The organism is Streptococcus entericus DSM 14446, from assembly GCF_000380025.1.
Classification (GTDB): Bacteria; Bacillota; Bacilli; order Lactobacillales; family Streptococcaceae; genus Streptococcus; species Streptococcus entericus.
In genome coordinates, this window is sequence record NZ_KB904182.1 from 64,622 (window position 1) to 83,368 (window position 18,747).

The following is an 18,747-nucleotide window of genomic DNA, read 5'->3' on the forward strand; positions in this document are numbered from 1 at the left end:
GCTTCACCTACTTTCCGTAAATTTTCCTTAGATTATTGATCAACTTCGGTCTTTCTGCATCGATTGCAGGAGCCATAAACGGCTTAGCGCGCATTTTACGCGTCCCTTTTTCTACATATATCGCATAGTGCTGAGGTGCTGTAACCTTATACGTTAACTTGCCAGCTTTTATTGAGAAAATAGTATTCCTTAACACCCCTTTTTTGACAGGGGCATTTACCTTAGCCGATCGCTCAATCCGCAAACTAGAACGTTCTAGTTCTTTCTCCGTGGCTACTTGGGCTTGCTTGCTCTTATAGGCCATCTGACGGACCAAGCGATCAACTCCTTTAACCTTAAACTTAATGCTCATAGGTAGATTACCGTCTGATTCCGATGGTGGATTTTACCGCTTATCTTACGGATTTTGCCTTGATATTTAACCTCAACGAATCCATCATATCTCCCCTTGAGATAAAGTTTAAAGCGGTCATGGCTATAGTTGCCAAAAATCCCCATCTGCTCATCAATGGAAAATCCACCGCGGAAACACGGAATAGGCTTAGACTCTTTCTTGACGATTTTCTCGCCCAGCAATTCCTTTTGCGCTGTGGTTGTAATCAGGATAACGCGGTCTGCATACCTCATAAGACAAACACCCGTCCCGGACTCGCTTGCCCAGACCGGCCAAAAGCCTTCTGGAGCATATCGTCATAAGGCAGAAACTCATTCTTGTTGTCGTAATACGACACCGAATGCCCTTCCACACTTTCTGACCTTGCCCCCTCAGAACCTCGCCTGTTAAATCGTTTGATGGTGCAGTCCTCGAAGATAAACGAATAGGCGTCATCAATCTCTGTGACGCCGTACTCCGCTTTGAAGTGCTTAATCACTCTCTCCAAGAGCATGTTAAGCAAATTATCCTGCAAATTGTCCGTGATTTCTAAGTCAATCTTAATATTATCAATAATCTTTTGCTTGTCGAGTAGTGCCATGCGACACCTCCTAGCTGTTAAGGCTCAATGTCTAGCATGTAAACATTGTCCAGTTGTTCAAACGATGGCAAGGCAATCATTGATACCTTGGTCTGTACGTTGACGGGGTCCGTTTCCTTAGTCGTCGTGATGGCGATGCCGGTTTCAACGATAGACACCTCGGCGTTGTTTACGCCAGACATAAGGTCGCTCTCTTCTGGAGTTGTGCCAAATACTGTTCGACCTAATGCAGCATTAGGCGCAAAAGTGACAGTCCCGTCTGGGAAGTATTTCTTGATGGTGCCGTCCTCGTCACGATAGGTGTCATCTACCACTTGGATAGACAGACCGTGCTCATCTTTGAGATAGTCCGTAAACTCACGCTTAGTGACAGACGACCCAGCAGGTGCAAGTGGTTTGATAATTGTTACTGTACTTGCTGCATTTTTGGCCAAAGCGAAGGTCTTGCCATTCATGATAAGGACCTCGGCTTTACCACCTAGAGCTGATAGAGCGTTGGTTGCTGCCTCAATATCTGCCAGCGGCGTAGCTTTAGCGGCAGACCAGGCCGTCTTAACTGTCCCTTTGTGAGATTCTTCCACACCGTAGTCATAGTCTAGACTTTGACCGTTAGAAACCACAGAGATTTTACCAGTCGCGAGAACCTGCATACGCATCGCTTCCAAACGGGCCTTGGCACCAGAAACTAGGGACGTTTGATCATCGAAAATTGTTTGCAAAACAGTGTCAATTAAAGCTGTGTTGTTGGTCTGTTGCAAGATATTCAACTGCTGGCGCTCCTTTTCCTTGACCAATAGCGACTCTTTGAAAAACGGCATTTCTTCTTCGGTCAAAGTAACCGAAATGCGGTCACGAATCGTCACCTTAGTATCAAAAGCAGATGCGCGAAGAACAACTGGCTTACCTGCCGCGCCCTTTACAAAGGCCAGCTTCAAGCCTAATTGCTTAGTGACTGGGAATGCTTTCTCCCCAAAAGTAGTATCGACATTCTGCTTAGCAGCGTTGTAGTAACCTGCTAGATTAGCAGCTGTAACTGTATCATAAATTAAAGCCATATATTAGACTCCTTTCACAAATTGGATATGTGGCAGTTTAGCCTTGACGTTAGCGTCAACAGTGCCACTGTTACAACGATCCTCACGGATAGTCCCACGGTAAACAAGCGCCGCTGATGCATCGCTATCCGTCACGTCAACATCTGTCAGTAAAATACCATCAACGTATTCAGCAGATGTATCATTAGTCAGCTTCTTGACTTTTTTAGTACGATCAGCAAAGATGGACGCACCATCACCAGCCAAAAACGTACCGGCCTTTAAAATCTTACGACCATTCTCGGTTACAGTTCCTGTAGTCGTCTTATCGACCGTCACAGAGATAGCTTCATACGGCAAATTGTGCAAAATCTCAGCACTTGTGCCTAGTTTTGTTGTTTTCATAACAACCTCCTTGTGTATTGATTAATCCACTAACTTACTGCTGTTTTGAGCGACAGTAGCTCCCAAACGAGCGCCGTAGTTAGTTGCGTTAGATGCACCAGTTCCGCCACTTCGTGGAGAATCCTGGCGCAACGATTCCTTAACTTTTGCATTAACTGCTTTATTAAAAGCAGACTCAAACGCCCCAACCTTTTCTAGGGCTGTTTCTGCATCACCAACAGCCAATAATTCAGCAAATTCAACAGGCAACCCTTTTTCTGCCAAATCTTTTGTAACCTGGACAGTCAATTTTTCCTGTTCAAATGCTGCCCGTTCCTTGGCAAATTGGGCCTGCTGGTCTTCAAATTCCTTACGTTCCCGCTCAGCAGCTGATAAATTGGCATAGTCTTTTTCTTTTTTGATAGCTTCGGCGATACGGTCTTGCTCGCCCTTCTTATAATTCTCCAAGGACTTATGCACGGCCTTGTTGATAAGACTGTCCAATTCTGACTGTGATTGCGGACCCTTAAAGGTCTCTGCTCCGTCATCGCCAACTACTTCTGTCGGCTCTTGAGTTTCTGTTTCTTGAACAGATGCAGAACCTGTTCCTGTATCTGCTGAGTGCTTGAGTAATTCTGCTAAAGTTTTCTTCATGTTTTCCTCCTGCTAGTCTTATTTGTCACAGATAGCCTCTAACGCTTCACCAGAGCCACGAGAACGGACGTCTCACGCTCTCTAGTCCCTTCCGAATGGTTTTGGTCCACCTTTGCAAATAAGCCACGCTATGATGATTTTTTGCCTAGTTTAACGCCATGCGACAGGGCGAAAAGAAAACCGCCTCGATTTCGACACGGTTAAATTATTTACGGCCGAATAAGCCTTTTTTCTTATTTTTCCTAAATTCAATAACTGCCTCATCTAAATCAACTCGCATCGATTTATTTTCAGCTTCTAAAACATCAAAGCGTGCGTTCGTTGCCTCCACATTCTGTAAATAGACTACTTGAAGCAAGCCCTCTAAACGCTCAAGCAAGTCAGCTTCAGCAAGGTTGGCACGCAACCGAATCTCCTCTATCTCCTGCTTGGACTGCTCTAGCCATTGTTCGACGGCTTTGTTTAGCAGGTCAAAGCGGTTGTTGGCAGCCTCAGCGTTCTGCTCCACAATCGCCCGCAATTCTGCCATCTCTCGCTTGACCTGAGCTAGCTGGTTGCCGTAGTATTCAATGACCTCTTGTTGCAGGTTGTTAGCTCGCTGTAACTCTGCTAACAAGCATTTCTTCTTAATCCGTTTGTTCATTTTTTTATTCCTTTCTTAAAACCTTCAAATACTGCTTCTGATAATTTCTTATAAAAAATAATCGAAGGGTTGGGTGGCACAAACTTCTTTCTAAGGCATTCAATGATTTTCATTTAAAATTTACATCTCCTTGAAAAACATAATCAAAAAATCAGCTAGTCCTTTAATTGCTGATAAAGATAAAATAATTGAAAGTGCTCCTACAACCACAAAAATTGCAAATTGCAGTATTAGCCAAGTCAGACTTAAAATCATATCTCCTCCTGTTTTTGGGTACAAAAAAAGCACTTAGATTTCTCTAGGTGCTTATGCAGTTTCCCAACGCCCCCCTACGGAACTTCCGTCGATAGGTTTTGGATTTGTAAAACTATATAGATAATCTTCTCCACTATCATCTACGACTCTAACTAAATCATCTGGAAGAAACTCTAAGACATCGTAAATATTACCGTTGGTTAAAGAATCAACGCCGAATGACTCGCCGACATATCGTAATTTTGCAATGCTATTAGTCATTTTATTTCTCCTTTCTGAATTTAAGTTTTATATCTTTTTGAAGACCGTCATTTTTATTTTCATACCAGTGCATATCAAAGATATACTGATTGGATTCAATTTTACCGACCATTTTAGTCCATTCTTTTGACTCCCCACCATACATCTGAACTAATTTATCAGCTATTCTTAATTCTTTATCGGCACCGAACCCAGCTATAGCTTTTGTAGCTTCAAAAATTGTGTTGGTAGGAATAAACTTCGGGACGCCTTGCTCATAATAAGAAAATTGATGTTGCAAGTATTTCTCTGGTTCAATTATAACATTATCATTTACGCTGTTCAAGTCATTATCAATGCCAAATTTCTTATCGCGTTCCAACTCTTCCTCATCTGGAATAACCGTAGACCGGCAATTAAAATGAAATGGAGGAGCTGTAACACCAACCTGGAGCTCGTCTAAGTGGTATCGCTTATCATCCTTGGCGATATTTCGGCAAATCTGAGTAGTCCTGCCATCTAACTGAACTAGAATCCGATAATACTTAAGCCCGGCGTCTTGGTATCGGCGGATAGTTGCTCGATTGATGATAGAGGTCCCGTCAGTCCTGATTAAGGTCTGAGCCCTTGAGCGCGCCACATTGTATTTAGTTGCCAACTCTTGGGCCATAGCTCTTACATCATCGCCACGGACAAAACCTCGTTTTAAGATATCTTTAACATCCTCAACCAGCTTATCTGTATTCCCCCAGAGTTGTTCTGAATAGTCAGCACCGTTAAACGGAGTCCTTATGAGTTCTTGCAACGCTGGCTCATTCAAGGCTCCTGCATGTCCTCCTAAGGCCTTTTGGTAAACATAGTTGGCGGTTGATTTCAAGTAGTCCTCGAACGACTTTCGGAGCACTCCGTTCATGGTGCCGATTTTATACACCAGTTCTAAGTTCAAGGCCTCCATGCGGGTTACCTTAGATGCCGCATACTGCTCATTCAATCGTTTTAGTAGTTCTGGGTCCTTCTCAGCCTGCTCACGGTACTTCTGAGCGTTAGCTTGATAATCTGACAGGTCTTGCCCTCGGAGACGCTGTAGGGCCTCCTGATAGCTCATAGCGTTATTGTCAGCATATCTTGTCACAAACGCAAACAACTCTTTTTGCATCTCTACCGCTTCCGAAGCATATAACTTCTGGATTTCAGCAAAAATATCAATGTCTGTTCGATCGACGTGAGCGAGAATAGCTTTGCTACGATTGACCCAATAATCATTGTGTTTCATGCGCTATCCTGCCCATTGGTTCTTTTGTGGCTACAGACTGCAAACGTCCTATCTCATCTGAAGCTTTGACGCCTGTTGCGTTTTCCAAAAGACTAAATACAGTCTCATCACTGACCATCCCGTACAGATTTTTGGCGTTTGCAATAACAGTGCCTGCATCTGCCGGCAGATTAGGTGTAAAGGTAAAGCTGAGTTTAGAGACATCAAAATTTGTTAGTTCTTTGGCTACTTTACCAATATTAGCAATCAATCGGTATCGCCGTCTCAGAGACTTTTCAAATAGAGCTTGCATGTCCACCCGCTCTTGATCAAGACCAAAAACCTTCCATTTCATAGCCTCTCCAGATTGATGGCCAGAAAAATTCATGTCAGTCATATCAGGTGTGTTGGTAAACTTGTGGATATCATTGACAATTCGATTTTTATAAGCCTCGGTCCCAGCAACATCATATTGCTTGTAGAGGTATTTAGCATCAATGCGCCCTTCGTTTCCTTCTGTATCTGTCGGAGGTTCGAGATTCATCAAGCGAGCCTTGCGCATTTTGCGCATAAATTCGATTTGTTGTTCTGGCGTTTGGCACGTCTCAGGAAAGCTCATGCGCCCAAAAATGGCCAGAATTGCGTCTGATAAATCTTGCATATAATTAGCCGTATCAGACTGGCTAGCGTCGTAGAGATCAATTAAGGACAGTTCTGTCTCATAGTCCCCCACCCCTGACGCTGTATTGAGATACTCGGTTATGGGAACTAAACCAAAAGAATGAGGTTTCCTGTCAATTTCCTCTAGTTGGCCATCATAGCTGAAAGTAATGATGTCGCTATCTGTGTAAATTTCGACGATTTCTTTGTCGCTGTCAAATTGACCAGCCTTGTAATACCGCACCCCTGCCACGCTATGCGCCTCTAAAGTATTATCAAACACCACAAAGGTACTAAGGGGATCTAGTTTAACGGTTCTTGTCGTGTCATCCTGAGCACGATAAACCATGTCATAAGCACGACCTGTCTTTGATAGATCCAACACTAGCGCTCTGTTGATGCTGTGGAAGTCGTTTTGTTTAGCTAACTCATCTATGATAGCTTGATTGTCTCCGTCTCCCTCGTACTTAACCTGAATAGGTTTGCCAACCAGATAACCTTGTTTAAAGACTGCAATCGCACGTCCGAAATTATGGATTGCTCTTGCATCTGCCATATCCTGCTCACGTCTGCGATTAACAACGCTAACTGTATGGTTATTTCCCTCAGCGTAATCCAGCAACTCCTGAATCCGTGGACGCTGAATTTTCTTATGATGCTCAATGATGTTTCTGAGCAATTCGAAATCGTTGGCTAACAGCTCGTTCAATTCCTTAGCCTGGTATCTCAATCTAGCCTCACGGTGGAAACGAAACTCTAAGATTCGACTGTGTCCCGTGCTATCTACAAATGTTTCCTTATGTGTCATTTATAAACCAAAACCAGCTCGCAAAATGTCGAACTGGCTCCCTTTCTTTTGTCTCTGTATATGGTAACGCTCCAAAGCGTATCGAATAGCATCTATAATGTGGTTGTTAGCATCTACAGGCTCATTCAACCATTTCCCGTCTTTATCTTTTTTATAAATGTACGTATCGAATTCCTCGATAGTCTTGATACACGTCGGATGGATATAGATTTTAAACTGCTTCATAAAGTCTATGCCTGCGTTTATCGAGCCTTTTCCTTTGATTGATGCAGTTAACCTTTTAATACCCTTCGACCGCAATTCCGCAATCAAGCGTTGTTCAGCACTATCTCCAGTAATCAGAGCATTCTGCATATTAGTCTCTACAATCATTTTGTAAATATCCTCTGTGGTCATGGCATACTCATAGTGCTCTGCATATATCCACAGTTCTTTTTTCTCAAGGTCAACAGCAAGCCGTGGAAAAGTTGTCGGGTCATGCGTAAAACCAAAGTCGAGCCCTGCAGCAGTCTCTCCAACACGCTTAATAGTTGCTTTAATATCGAAGTCTCTGACTGAGTAATTTTCAAATACAAGACCTTCGGCAACTCCCCACTCCCCGTCACAGACGATACGAGCACGCCTTGGATTGGTTATATAAAGGTCCTCGTAGCGTTTCACGTCGACATCATCCAACCACTCATTACAACGGAAAGTTGTCGTTATTGCAAAAGTGTCCGCTCTCTGCGTTTCTTCATCGAAAAAGACACGCTTGAGCCAATGGCGTTCGTTCCAAGGGTTAAACGTGACTGTGATTTGTTTGAAGAAATCAGGGACGTCCAACGATCCACGAATAGACTCAACTACTGTCGAGAACTTATCTTCGTTTTCGATTTGATAAGCCTCCTCAAACCACGCCCAGCAAAGTGAACCAACATCTACGGTGATAGACGTGATTTTCAGTTCATCGTCCAAACCTCGAAAAAGTATTTTTTGGCCTGTTGCCTTGACAGTGATTTCTGGCAAGCTCTCGTTAAACTTGAATAAGTGAGATGCGCTCAAACGATTAGCAGCCCATTTGAGGTCTGTATAGGTTGATTGCTTATTGGTGTTTGAAAACCGACGAACCACAAGCAAGTTAGCCCACGGATGTTTCAAGATGTCGTGAATGAAGCAAAGAGCTGTACTCTTTGACTTCTTAGAACCACGGCCGCCTTTGACCACTCGATAGAAATTCTTTGAGTGAAAAAAGCGGTTGTATCCCCTCCCCAAAGCCTGCCTCATCGAAACCTGCACATCAGTCATCATCGTCCTCCAGCGGAACATCATCAACGAAAGTGACTGTCCCAGATATTTGAACCTCTGATTTATCTGTGAACAACTGAAGGTGTCTACCTAAAATCTCGAGAGCTTTTAGACGGTTTTCAGTGTCTGCGGTATGCTCATACCGCATTTCTAACTCAACTTCATTGGTCATCAGGTTAGTTTTTTTGGAGTAGCCTTCCTGCACCCTGCCAAAAGCAATACTGGCAATCTCTCTAATGACCTCATCGCCTGTCACTTTCAATTCTTCCAAAATTGGTTCTGTCCGTGATTTGATGTATTTCTGGATTGGAGGTTTTTGGAGGTTTTCTTTGCCAGAAGCTGTAGGTACTTTATAACCTGCTTTTCTAGCTGCGTCCGTAGCGTTTCCCTTGTTGGCGATGTACTCATCAGCAAAAAACCTTTGCTTTGGAGTCAAGCCAAATTCATCTCTATTTGCAATAAGTCATCGCCTCCATTCTAAAATAAAAAAGCCACTCAGCGAGTGACTTGAAATATATGCGGGCGGATTCGAACCGCCTTTGCATGCTTCCAGTTTGCAACCTTTCCACATGCAGTCAAACCTGTAATATGATTTAGTTGCAACTTCCACATACTACGTTCGACCTCTACGGATTATACCCGAGCCGATGTGCCATATCGCAACATATACTTTCTGCTTTACCTAGGCAGCAGATAACAGGAACAGTCGGAATCGAACCGACACAGAGCTTACTGCCGTGGACGTCACACGGACCTGCTCGAGTAGCTACCTCTGCCGTTTTCCAATCACGGCTCACGTTCCTACAGATGACAACCAAAACCACTTGTAACAAGCGGAGGAGGGACCAGCTTTATGCCTCATTTTACGGGTTCGTCACCCGAAGGACTATCATCATAACCTTTAATGGAGAGTGCAGGATTCGAACCTGCGACCTCTTACGAGAGCGGATTTACAGTCCGCCGTCTTAACCCCTCGAACCAACTCTCCGAACGACAAGACCATCTGGCCCTGCCTCAATTCTTGATACTACCATAATACCACCTCTATTAGTATTTTTGAGTATCAATTTGTACCGTTCCAGTATTATTTAGTACTGATTTTGTACGATTTAGTAACTCATCCAAGCTATCCACGCCTTTGCGCTTCAGCATGTAGTAGTTGTTGCGGTTCATTTCCAGCCTATCGATAGCCTCGTCAAAGGTCTGGCAGTTGACGTAGGTCGTAACCAGGACGTGCCTCTGGAGCATGTCTGGCAAGGTCATCAGCAAGTCAATGATTTCCTGCCGTCGTTTGAGTAAATTCTCAATCTGCTTGGTGTTGTAGTCAGTCACATCCACGATAGCAATGTTCTTGTCTTCCTGCGACAATCTCAGACCGCCTTGAACTTTCACATCAGACCACTTCGGAGAGCTCAAGACAGAGCTCCGAGTAGCCTCGATATCAGCTCGTAACTCGGCAATCAACTTCGGGATAATCCGCAATTCCTCCAACAAATAATGGGCTGGTGTCTTATCTTTCGCCATTTCTCGCCCTCCTTATGGTATAATATAATTACCAGATATACCCACGGAGTCAGCAGTCGCTGGCTTTTTTATTGCACTACTCTAAGATTTCCAACACTTGCTCAATATCCTCAGGCACATTACCGTCCCAGACGTAGGAGTTTTTCAATATATACTCATTGTATTTGGTTGCCGTACTGTTGGCTCTTTGCTTATAGGACTGAGCCCATGATTGGTGTTCGTCCTTGTCCGACCCCTTATACTGCTCATAGGCCAACCGGTCCGCCTTGTAGGACGCCACCATGCTCCGAGCCGTGTCCTCAGCCTCCTTGCGAACTTTGTACGAGGTTCGTTCGTTGACCTTCTGGACTTCATAGTGTTTTTGGTTCAGCGCACCTTGGATTTGTGGGGAAAATAGCCAAAGGCTAGCAGGTAGTGCCACTAGGAACCCACCAGCTAAAATGCTTAAAAATTTTGACTTCATCATCGCCTCCTTAATTGACATTGACAATGGCATTTGGTACATCAAATGGAATGTCTGAATAAAGGTACTCCCCTGTCCACTCCAGATATTTACCATCTGGCGTAAAGAAGAAAATCCCGTTATCATTCTCCCCATAAGACCCATCCACATCTGGCAACCATGCGTTCTTTGACGAAAAGTCTCCTCCAGAATACTCATAATACTCAGAGTCAGGCGTCAAAAACGAGTTCAACGAAGACACCTTTCCATCAACCGTGAAAGTCCCCACGACTGCCGAACCATTCATGAGAAGGATGTAGCCCATCGGTTTCTCAATCTTTGACGGCAACTGGATAGCCTTTTCACGCTGTCCATTGACCCAATAGGCTCTGCGAATGAGATTGTACCGCTCCAGCGAGTAGTCGATGTCTGTTGGGGTCTGCTGGCTATCAGCAAACTTGTCAGCCAAATCTCTCGTAGCTCTTACCTCGTCACGAGCTGTTGTCGTTGCCTCTGTATCTCCACACGCCGCCAAGGTTATCACGCTTACGGCTGTCATTGCAGCGATGGCTGCTTTTTTAATCCATTTATTCATTGCTGTTCTCCTTTTTTCTGTAAAATTTCTTGGGATGGATCTTCCATCAGTTCTGGGTGCTCGTGGATGTTGCCGATGACTTCGATTTTAGCAGGCTCATCCATGACCTCCCCAGACACGTTCCAAAAGCTATCTCGGAAGTGTTTTAAGTACCAACCATACCCCGGTGCTAATCGCAAAATATTTTCACCGCATTTGTTGTATGCCGCAAAGTAACATATAAACTGACCAAAGCTTACAATATATTTTGATTTTGAGGAGTTATATGTCACCGCATCCCCCTCAAAAATCTCTTTACCATTTTTATCAAACAAGCCTGTAGATTGCATGAGGAAGCCGTCTTGAGGGATTAGAAAATATTTACCACTTTCAACCTCAACCATGCCTGTCATTAGATGAACAGAGAAAACCTCATACATTTTCTTTTCTGCTGTACTCCAAAATCTATACTTCGGAATCATCTGTGACCTCCACCCCTAACAATCTTATGTCTTCTTTAATCTGTTCTATTTCCTCAGCTATTGCCAGCTGGACTCTGCCCGCTAGCCTTGAGGAGCAATGAATGCTATCGCTAAGAAAGCCATAAGACGTTGAAAATTTTAGGTTACGGGATAGATCTTTCAGGAAGATTCTATTCCAACATTTTTCAGATATTCTGAGGAATTTCTCGAGTTGGTATAATTCCTCGTTTAACTTTTTTAATTTATCAAAGTCACCGAGTTTCATCACTCCACCTCCTCTACAGGCTTAGCGAACTGCCACGCCCATTCAAAATCCTTCTTAATCTGAGCTTCTGTCAAGTGGTACTGCCTAATAGACTTCCATTCAGAGTTGTTAATCATACATACTCTAACAAGTCCTTTTGGAGCTCTTGAAAGAACAGTATGCATCCAGATATGATTATGTGGGTCAGGAATCTCCACCGTATACAACTTCTCTTTCTCAATTTCGTAGCAGTCAAGCCAAGCACGGGCGAAGGTGTCAAGTCGCTTCTTATAGTTACCATCTAGCCAACTACCAATTTCTGGAGGGTATTCGGTCAATAGATTGTATATATTTTGATTTGTTTCTTTGTATTCTTTGATGTACTCCGCCACAAACTTCGGAATTACGACTTTCTGCGGTTCGGTGAGTTGATATAGATCTTGCAAAAAGCACTCCAATGCCGGGATAGAACCCGGGCTATTCCAAATCCCTTTAAGGCTTTCATACTTCTCAATTAATTTCTGCTTATTCATCACACTTCCTCCATTCTCTTCTGCTGTTGGGTCAGCCATTCCCAAATGAGATGAAACTGCCCGTTAATCAAATCATCGTTGCCATACTTGTTACAAATAGCACTCATCGATTGATTAGCCCATTGCCAGTAAGCAAAACTGCCAAAGCCCAACTCTACCATCTTTTGGTTACTTTCCCTCATCCAGTTTGGGATTTCAACTGAAAAAAACTCAATGTAGTTAATCTTCATAACTGCTCCAATTTGACATAGATTCCCACTGTGTCAGCCCAAAACTTCTCAGCAATCTCACTAGCCACACGGCTATCATTGACGTAGTAACCCGACCGCTCTAAGCAGTCCTTCAATAGCTTGACCAGATTATCTGTGTCAGGTTTAGTATGCTTGTACTGACCATTGACCGTCCCCTTGATTTTGGGAAATAGCCACTTGGTCGTCAGTCGCAGAGGACCGTCTAACGGTTCAGGAGGTTTATGCTTAGCCAAGAGGCCCATGAACATAGCCCGCACATCCTGCAACTCAGCTGGTTCATAAAACTGCGGCTTCCCATTCACTACTCGAACTTTTTTCATCTGGTGGGTAGTGGTTGGAATTTCTGCCATAGGTAAGAAAAATTCAATCATAGTTACGACCAATCTTGGGTAACTATCGTGGCAATAGCACGACCATCATCAAAGAATTTGAAGGTGATGTCAATGTCCTTGCACCCTTCCTTTTCCAATTCATATATATGGCCATTGATTTCATCTTCAAACTCCTCAACAGCTGTTTCAAGGTTGTTTAATTCAAAATCATTATCGTTAAATTTAGTTTTAAAAATACTTACACGCATTTTCTTTTTTCCTTTCTTTCTTTGTTGCGCGCTTTGTCAAAGAGAGAGACAAGGGATAAGGGGGCGGAGTCTAAAGCCCCCTTTCCCTTTCTCTTTTTGACTTTTTGACAAGCGAATCCAAAATACTCCCCAAACTTGGGGTTATCCCCAAAGTTTTCGTGAAAATTCTATAACTTTTTCGTTTTTTTCGTAATTTGAACGAAAGCGAAATTTATACAGAATGTTCGTAATCACGACGCGAAAATATTGTTTGATTTTCGTTTTTTTCGTTATAGAATTTTCGTTTTTTTCGTTTTCGTGATTTATTCAATTTTTAAGATTTTTCCGTTTTTTAGTACAAAATTTTCACTTTCGTTGACGTAATTTTCGATAGTTCTTTCTTTGACTCCCATATGCTCCGCTAGTTCTTTTTTAGTTACTGGCTCATCAGGATGAAAAGAACTGGTCGTCTCAAATGCTTTTTTTAGAGATTCTTGGCGTTCCTTTGCGTTTTGCTCTTTGGATTTACGATTTTCACGAGCTACCTTAGTAGTTTTCTGCCAGTTGGGTTTACTATCCTCCAGCTCAATATCCGCCAGCACCCCAGTCGTGTCCACAGAGTGAACGGGATAGCTGAACCACATGTTAACTGGCTTGAACTTCGCGAACTCACGTAGCGTACCTTCCACTCGCCAAGCTGTAGCTATTTCTACCTCATGCTGGGCTTTTTTGACTGCTTCTAGGTACGGCTGTTTAACCATGATATCCTTAATAGCTTTGTCAAAGTGCTGTTGCATCTGATAGCGACTTTCCAAGTCGTCCAATGTAACTTCGTGCTGGTAGTAGTCCAGAGCTTTTTCTTGTAGAGCCTGTTGGTAAATCTTAGCCGCTGCTTTTTCTGACCTTGCCTTGACAAGCTCTTCAGTGAGCTCAAGTTCTACTAAGTCAATCAACGCATCTGGATCACGGGCAAATACACCCGAACCACTAGCACGATCCATGGACTTCTTGCCACCTTGAGCACCTTTAGAGTGGTGGTGACAGTAAATCACACTACAACCTAATTCGGTTGCTACTTTGTCAAATTGATTGGTAAAGTGTGCCATCTGGTCTGCGCTGTTTTCATCGCCAGTCAGAACCTTATAAATAGGGTCAATAATGACGGCTTGATAATTTTTCTTGAGTGACCTACGGATTAGTTTAGGTGCTAGTTTGTCCATTGGAACAGTCTTACCACGCAAGTTCCAGATGTCGATGTTCGCTAAGTTGTTAGGCTGCAGTCCCATCGCTTCATACACATCCTTAAAGCGATGCAAAGCTGATGGTCTATCCAGCTCCAGATTGACATAGAGAACCTTGCCTTGTTCACAAGCCCAGCCTAGCCACTCTTTGCCTTCCGCAATCGCAATTGACAGTTCAATCAAAGCAAATGACTTACCAGCCTTAGACGGACCGGCAATCAAGAGCTTGTGCCCTTGCCTAAGAACTCCTTTGATGAGTTCTGGTGCCAAGTCTGGCAAATTATCCCACTGGTCGGCTAGGGTTTCAGGATCAGGTAAATCATCGTTCAAATCCTCAATCCATTGAAACCATTCTTCATAGTTAGTTTTACCGATGTTTGTATCGACCAAGAACTGCTTGCGACCGTTTCGAGTTACACCAGGCATGCGAGACAGACGGCTGGGGTTACGGTTCTGGGTATCGATGTCCAAGCCATTCTTCTTACAGATGGCATAGATATAATCAACCCGCTTGCGGTACTCCTGATAATCCCTTGCATCCACCTTGACGATAGCATGCAGGGATTTCTTACCTGAGTGAACCAGAGCTGCAATCGGCAACTCTAATTCCTTGAAGAGGGCATATTGCTTACCAAGGTCCATACTGTCGGATTCCACCAAGGCGTAGCGAAAGTCCGTCACATTGTCATTCTTGACCCCTTTCCCGTCCAGAGGATTGAAACGAATCCAGGCCCCAGCTTCTTCTTTGTAGTCTCCGAAGACTGCACCGATGTCACCTTCACACTTCTGCAAAGCCTGAATCAGCTCCCCAGCGGTGCGGTCATAGTTCCCTTGGGTCGGCTTATAGATAGGACCATTATCGGTCTCAATCGGGTATGTCGTTGTCACATAACCCACTAAGTCTGTTGAGTCAAAGATGGTTTCAAGGTAAGTAATCAGCTCCTGAACTGGTGACCAGTTGACAGGCTCCTTGATTTCCTTAGCCTCAACCCAGTTCTTGTCAATGATTTTATAATCACGGTCGATGGTGCTATCCCAGTCCAATTCATGAGCGTCATCAGCTAAACGAAATTCTGACACCCAACCGTTGTCCTTGGCCATCTGGGTTATTGTGGCGCCTGTTACGGTACCCATGCCACTCCCTTGAAAACTATCCCATTTAGCGAAACATTCCCCTTTTTTATAGCGACTGTCTGCCTGCGACCAAATATCCCAATCCATAGCGGTATAGCCCTCATGCTTGAGCGCCATACCTACTGTTATCCAGTCTTGATAAGACAGTGTCGCTGGATTGATATGATCTAGCAAGGGGATTAAATCAAATTCTCTATCTGCCATTTAACCTCCTATTCTGGTTGATACTCTTTCGGTCTAACTCCCGCTGGCAATCGCCACCCAGATACTGCGATACGGTCAATCATATTTTTAGCACTCTCAAACTTCCACATACCTACATGTTGGAAGCCATAGCGTTCTAGTAGTCGAATTTGCTTAGGCGTCGTCAATCCCGCATCACGGCGTTTGGCTAAACGGTCTAACAACTTAGTAGCCTTTCCTGCATTACCGATTTCTTCGGTATAGATGCCAAATTTCTCCAGAGCCTGCTTCTGCTTATCAGAGACAGGTGCCATTTCCCAACCAAACTCTGGAACATAGTCCACAAGATCTTCCGCATTGATAGACATTTCAAATTGCAAGGGGTCAACAAGAGCGCGCTTGCGTTTACGCATTTCTTCCAGTTGTTTGGCTAAGGCCTCTTCACGTTCAGCAATAACATCTTTAGTTGCTACTTCTTCGGCTTCCAGAAGTTCGAAAGCAATCTCAGTTTCTTCGGTCATATTCTCGACCATCTTTTGGGCAACTTCTGGACTGCCAGCAATCAGATGGGCAGGACGACAAAGCTCATGTCGCTCTGTATGCCAGAGAAAATCCAACAAAAGCAGATTTTCTTTGCCAGGATAGAGACGAGTGCCACGCCCCACCATCTGGCTATAAAGAGCCCGCACTTTGGTAGGTCTCAGGACAACCACACAATCTACACTTGGACAGTCCCAGCCCTCAGTCAAGAGCATGGAGTTACAGAGGACGTTGTACTTGCCCTTGTCAAAGTCTGCCAGCACCTCCTCACGGTCCTTGCTTTCTCCGTTGACCTCGGCAGCCTTAAACCCTTTGGCATTTAGAATATCCCGAAACTTCTGTGAGGTCTTGACCAATGGGAGAAATACCACAGTCTTACGGTTAGCACATTGCTTAACCATCTCGTCTGCAATCTGTTCCAAGTAAGGATCTAAGGCAGTTCCAATCTCGCTAGCTTTAAAATCTCCTGCTTGTTGACTGACTTTAGATAGGTCCAAAGTCAACGGAATAGTGATTGCTGTGATTTTAGATAGATAGCCTGATTTGATGGCATCAACCAGGGAATACTCATAAGCCAAGCTATCAAAATACTTGCCCAGATTCTGCTTGTCACCCCTGTCTGGGGTGGCTGTAACCCCCAAAACATTTGCCTCTTCAAAATGCCCCAGAACCCGCTGGTAGCCATCCGAGATAGCATGATGGGCTTCATCAATGATGATGGTGTCAAAGTGATTAGGCGGGAACTGGCTCAGCCTTTTCTCACGTTGCATAGTCTGGACTGACCCGACCACGACACGGAACCAGGAGCCGACCGATGTGCTCTCAGCCTTTTCTAGGGCTGTCCCCAGCCCTGTCGCTGTCATCAGCTTGTCGCTGGCCTGTTCCAAAAGCTCTGAACGATGAGCTAAAACAAGTACTCGCTCGCCCATTCTCACCCGGTCTTCGATAATTTTTGAAAAGACAATGGTCTTACCGCACCCTGTTGGCAGGACTAAGAGGGTGCGTTTGCGACCCTCTTCCCATTCCTGCTGAACGGCTGACCGTGCCTCTGCTTGATACGGTCTCAGATCCATAGTTTAGAACCCACTCCAAGTTGATTGCCCAGTCGGCTGTTGCGGTGTCTGTGGTTGTTGATAAGGCTGCTGACCTGGTGCTTGTGGCTGATAAGTTGGTTGTTGCGATGTCTGCTGATAAGCTGGCGTGCCAGGACCGTTACCGTTCAAAACCTTGGTCCAGTCCACATCGTCAGCATAAATCATAGATTTCACATCATCGTATTCACGGTCTGCATATTGGCCAGTTCCTTTTCGTTTGCCAATGCGAGCCACGCCCTTGGAACCGATCACCGTGTTCCAGTTCATCCGAAGTGGTTCCCCGTGCTTCTTCTGACCAATAGCCCCGAAGAACGCTGACAACATGCCTTCAGTTGAGGTATGCAAGAACAGGTTGTGGGTCAACTGAGCGATACCTTCTGCCGTCTCAATTTGTAGCGTGATAACGGCCTTGTTGCAAGCTGGCAATTTTCCTGGATTTTGCGGATTCGGCGTGTGACGGGCTCGTTCAAAGTTTGTAACAGTAAACTGGTAATCACCAGGTTTTAACTGGACAAAGCCCGAACCGTCTTGGACGATTTCATCGTCCCATGCAAGCTCGCGTTCTGGTTGGTTGTATTGTTGTGTCATGTTGGTTCCTCCTATTAAGCTAAAATAGTGATATTTTCCTGACCAGCCAAGGCCTCTTTCAGGTAGGTTGCAATGTTGTTGACTGCTTCTAGCCGCCAAGCACCACCGTCAGCCTCAAATAAGGCCATTTCAGCCCGCTTATTAACACGGAAGATAAATTGGCTTGCTGGTTGCTCAACTTCTGCAAAGGTGCGGTATGGACGTAGGGTGACAGGGTTCGGTGCCTTGGCTTTTGCGACACTAGCCACTCCGTCCTTGATAGTTGTAACCTGCGAAACACCATCATCTTTGATATCTGCCGCATTCTCAATTCGTAATGCACTCGCAAATTCAAGTACTGTCCAGCGATCATCTCGGTCTTGGAACTTGGACTGCAACAGAACATTGAAATCTGACGCCTCTTCCCATTCAGCGAAATGAATTGACGGTGTCAACGCCTGAACGTTGACCAACCGTGTCCGAACAGACCGCTCATCGTCTTGACTATAGACGGACACTTCTGTCGGATTTTCAACCACAACCATTACCCGCTCTTGGTTGATTCCATTTAAGTCTGACTTGAGATAATCCACCAGACTAGCCAAAGTTCGCAGCTCTAGGCAGGCAGGGTAGCGTTTTGGCTCCAATTCAACCATGCGGTAGTTATTGGCGTCGTAATAATCCTTACCATCAATCTCTATAACCTTTTCTTCGCGACCAGCGAGCTCAACACCATATTCCACGACTGCTTTGATATTTTCTGACATCTTAGTTACCTACTTTCTTTTTATTAAAATCAATCACATCTTCGTTGACGCCTTTTTCAAGGTCATCAATTGGTTGCCCAATATCCGTCCGCAAGACAGCTTCTTCGTCAAAGAAGGTCTGTCCGGGCATGGCACTCTTAAGCTCATTAGCATGGATAGTACCCGCCTTTTCACCGACCAGCACAGTTGTGGCTACCCCCGTTTGAGGCGCTAGAGTGGACTTGACATCCATAACAGTGTTAACTGTTTGACGAGCCTCATCAGGCTTCATGGTCAGGGTGATGACCACCTTGCGGGCAGTCTTAACATCGGTGTTAGGATCAAGGATATTGTCAAAGACCTTAGCCAATTCCTTATCCACTTTCTCTTGCAGACCACCCTCACCAATGACGGACAGGTCTAGGTTAATTGTTTTAGTCATAAA

At 44.5% G+C, this 18,747-nt stretch carries 27 protein-coding genes and 1 tRNA gene; all 28 read right to left on the bottom strand.

The window, feature by feature from the left end; all coding sequences use genetic code 11:
- Nucleotides 1-7: 7 nt before the first annotated feature.
- Nucleotides 8-352, bottom strand: coding sequence for an HK97-gp10 family putative phage morphogenesis protein (locus A3GW_RS0108040; protein WP_026216657.1), 345 nt, complete (start codon nucleotides 350-352; stop codon nucleotides 8-10).
- On the bottom strand, nucleotides 349-627 hold the full coding sequence (locus tag A3GW_RS0108045; protein WP_018368775.1) for a hypothetical protein: 279 nt from the start codon (nucleotides 625-627) through the stop codon (nucleotides 349-351). Before A3GW_RS0108045 ends, A3GW_RS0108040 begins: the two co-directional genes overlap by 4 nt.
- Nucleotides 624-974: a phage head-tail connector protein gene (locus A3GW_RS0108050; protein WP_018368776.1), complete on the bottom strand. Its 351-nt coding sequence runs from the start codon at nucleotides 972-974 to the stop codon at nucleotides 624-626. The genes A3GW_RS0108045 and A3GW_RS0108050 overlap by 4 nt, the downstream gene beginning before the upstream one ends.
- 17 nt (nucleotides 975-991) lie before the next feature.
- Complete coding sequence (locus A3GW_RS0108055; RefSeq protein ID WP_018368777.1) at nucleotides 992-2,029, bottom strand: major capsid protein; 1,038 nt, start codon at nucleotides 2,027-2,029, stop codon at nucleotides 992-994.
- Nucleotides 2,030-2,032: 3 nt separating this feature from the next.
- The gene (locus tag A3GW_RS0108060) at nucleotides 2,033-2,413 is read right to left on the bottom strand and encodes a hypothetical protein (RefSeq protein WP_018368778.1); all 381 of its coding nucleotides are present in this window, start codon (nucleotides 2,411-2,413) and stop codon (nucleotides 2,033-2,035) included.
- A 21-nt stretch (nucleotides 2,414-2,434) separates the two neighbouring features.
- Nucleotides 2,435-3,046 (bottom strand): DUF4355 domain-containing protein, encoded by a 612-nt coding sequence (locus A3GW_RS0108065; protein ID WP_018368779.1) that lies wholly within the window; start codon nucleotides 3,044-3,046, stop codon nucleotides 2,435-2,437.
- A gap of 205 nt (nucleotides 3,047-3,251) precedes the next feature.
- Nucleotides 3,252-3,689, bottom strand: coding sequence for a hypothetical protein (locus tag A3GW_RS0108070; protein WP_018368780.1), 438 nt, complete (start codon nucleotides 3,687-3,689; stop codon nucleotides 3,252-3,254).
- Nucleotides 3,690-3,809: 120 nt separating this feature from the next.
- Nucleotides 3,810-3,944 (bottom strand): hypothetical protein, encoded by a 135-nt coding sequence (locus tag A3GW_RS12125; RefSeq protein ID WP_018368782.1) that lies wholly within the window; start codon nucleotides 3,942-3,944, stop codon nucleotides 3,810-3,812.
- Nucleotides 3,945-3,995: 51 nt separating this feature from the next.
- A complete protein-coding gene (locus tag A3GW_RS0108085; protein ID WP_018368783.1) occupies nucleotides 3,996-4,205 on the bottom strand; it encodes a hypothetical protein in 210 nt (69 codons plus the stop codon).
- Nucleotide 4,206: 1 nt separating this feature from the next.
- The gene (locus A3GW_RS10990; RefSeq protein ID WP_018368784.1) at nucleotides 4,207-5,457 is read right to left on the bottom strand and encodes a minor capsid protein; all 1,251 of its coding nucleotides are present in this window, start codon (nucleotides 5,455-5,457) and stop codon (nucleotides 4,207-4,209) included.
- Entirely contained in the window at nucleotides 5,444-6,904 is a 1,461-nt protein-coding gene (locus A3GW_RS0108095) for a phage portal protein (protein ID WP_026216658.1), read from the bottom strand. Before A3GW_RS0108095 ends, A3GW_RS10990 begins: the two co-directional genes overlap by 14 nt.
- On the bottom strand, nucleotides 6,905-8,212 hold the full coding sequence (locus A3GW_RS0108100; protein WP_026216659.1) for a PBSX family phage terminase large subunit: 1,308 nt from the start codon (nucleotides 8,210-8,212) through the stop codon (nucleotides 6,905-6,907). It lies immediately after the preceding gene.
- A complete protein-coding gene (locus A3GW_RS0108105; protein ID WP_018368787.1) occupies nucleotides 8,181-8,624 on the bottom strand; it encodes a terminase small subunit in 444 nt (147 codons plus the stop codon). The genes A3GW_RS0108100 and A3GW_RS0108105 overlap by 32 nt, the downstream gene beginning before the upstream one ends.
- Nucleotides 8,625-9,093: 469 nt before the next feature.
- Nucleotides 9,094-9,176: transfer RNA gene (locus A3GW_RS0108110), tRNA-Tyr, on the bottom strand.
- A gap of 59 nt (nucleotides 9,177-9,235) precedes the next feature.
- Entirely contained in the window at nucleotides 9,236-9,712 is a 477-nt protein-coding gene (locus A3GW_RS0108115; protein ID WP_018368788.1) for a DUF1492 domain-containing protein, read from the bottom strand.
- Nucleotides 9,713-9,788: 76 nt separating this feature from the next.
- Nucleotides 9,789-10,175, bottom strand: a complete 387-nt coding sequence (locus A3GW_RS10995; protein WP_018368789.1) for a hypothetical protein — start codon at nucleotides 10,173-10,175, stop codon at nucleotides 9,789-9,791.
- A 10-nt stretch (nucleotides 10,176-10,185) separates the two neighbouring features.
- The gene (locus A3GW_RS0108125; RefSeq protein ID WP_018368790.1) at nucleotides 10,186-10,749 is read right to left on the bottom strand and encodes a hypothetical protein; all 564 of its coding nucleotides are present in this window, start codon (nucleotides 10,747-10,749) and stop codon (nucleotides 10,186-10,188) included.
- Nucleotides 10,746-11,210, bottom strand: a complete 465-nt coding sequence (locus A3GW_RS11260) for a YopX family protein (protein WP_018368791.1) — start codon at nucleotides 11,208-11,210, stop codon at nucleotides 10,746-10,748. Before A3GW_RS11260 ends, A3GW_RS0108125 begins: the two co-directional genes overlap by 4 nt.
- On the bottom strand, nucleotides 11,194-11,475 hold the full coding sequence (locus A3GW_RS0108135) for a hypothetical protein (protein WP_018368792.1): 282 nt from the start codon (nucleotides 11,473-11,475) through the stop codon (nucleotides 11,194-11,196). The genes A3GW_RS11260 and A3GW_RS0108135 overlap by 17 nt, the downstream gene beginning before the upstream one ends.
- Nucleotides 11,475-11,987 carry a DUF1642 domain-containing protein gene (locus A3GW_RS11265; RefSeq protein WP_018368793.1) on the bottom strand — a complete coding sequence of 171 codons (513 nt, stop codon included), beginning with the start codon at nucleotides 11,985-11,987 and terminating at the stop codon, nucleotides 11,475-11,477. The genes A3GW_RS0108135 and A3GW_RS11265 overlap by 1 nt, the downstream gene beginning before the upstream one ends.
- A complete protein-coding gene (locus tag A3GW_RS0108145; RefSeq protein ID WP_018368794.1) occupies nucleotides 11,987-12,217 on the bottom strand; it encodes a hypothetical protein in 231 nt (76 codons plus the stop codon). The genes A3GW_RS11265 and A3GW_RS0108145 overlap by 1 nt, the downstream gene beginning before the upstream one ends.
- Entirely contained in the window at nucleotides 12,214-12,609 is a 396-nt protein-coding gene (locus A3GW_RS0108150; protein ID WP_018368795.1) for a RusA family crossover junction endodeoxyribonuclease, read from the bottom strand. The genes A3GW_RS0108145 and A3GW_RS0108150 overlap by 4 nt, the downstream gene beginning before the upstream one ends.
- Before the next feature lie 2 nt (nucleotides 12,610-12,611).
- Complete coding sequence (locus A3GW_RS0108155) at nucleotides 12,612-12,818, bottom strand: hypothetical protein (protein ID WP_018368796.1); 207 nt, start codon at nucleotides 12,816-12,818, stop codon at nucleotides 12,612-12,614.
- A gap of 302 nt (nucleotides 12,819-13,120) precedes the next feature.
- Nucleotides 13,121-15,376, bottom strand: a complete 2,256-nt coding sequence (locus A3GW_RS0108160) for an AAA family ATPase (RefSeq protein ID WP_018368797.1) — start codon at nucleotides 15,374-15,376, stop codon at nucleotides 13,121-13,123.
- 8 nt (nucleotides 15,377-15,384) lie between these two features.
- Nucleotides 15,385-16,968, bottom strand: a complete 1,584-nt coding sequence (locus A3GW_RS0108165; RefSeq protein WP_018368798.1) for a DEAD/DEAH box helicase — start codon at nucleotides 16,966-16,968, stop codon at nucleotides 15,385-15,387.
- Nucleotides 16,969-16,971: 3 nt separating this feature from the next.
- On the bottom strand, nucleotides 16,972-17,577 hold the full coding sequence (locus A3GW_RS0108170) for a hypothetical protein (RefSeq protein WP_018368799.1): 606 nt from the start codon (nucleotides 17,575-17,577) through the stop codon (nucleotides 16,972-16,974).
- Nucleotides 17,578-17,591: 14 nt separating this feature from the next.
- Nucleotides 17,592-18,323 (bottom strand): hypothetical protein, encoded by a 732-nt coding sequence (locus A3GW_RS0108175; RefSeq protein WP_018368800.1) that lies wholly within the window; start codon nucleotides 18,321-18,323, stop codon nucleotides 17,592-17,594.
- A 1-nt stretch (nucleotide 18,324) separates the two neighbouring features.
- A complete protein-coding gene (locus tag A3GW_RS0108180) occupies nucleotides 18,325-18,744 on the bottom strand; it encodes a hypothetical protein (RefSeq protein WP_018368801.1) in 420 nt (139 codons plus the stop codon).
- Nucleotides 18,745-18,747 lie beyond the last annotated feature (3 nt).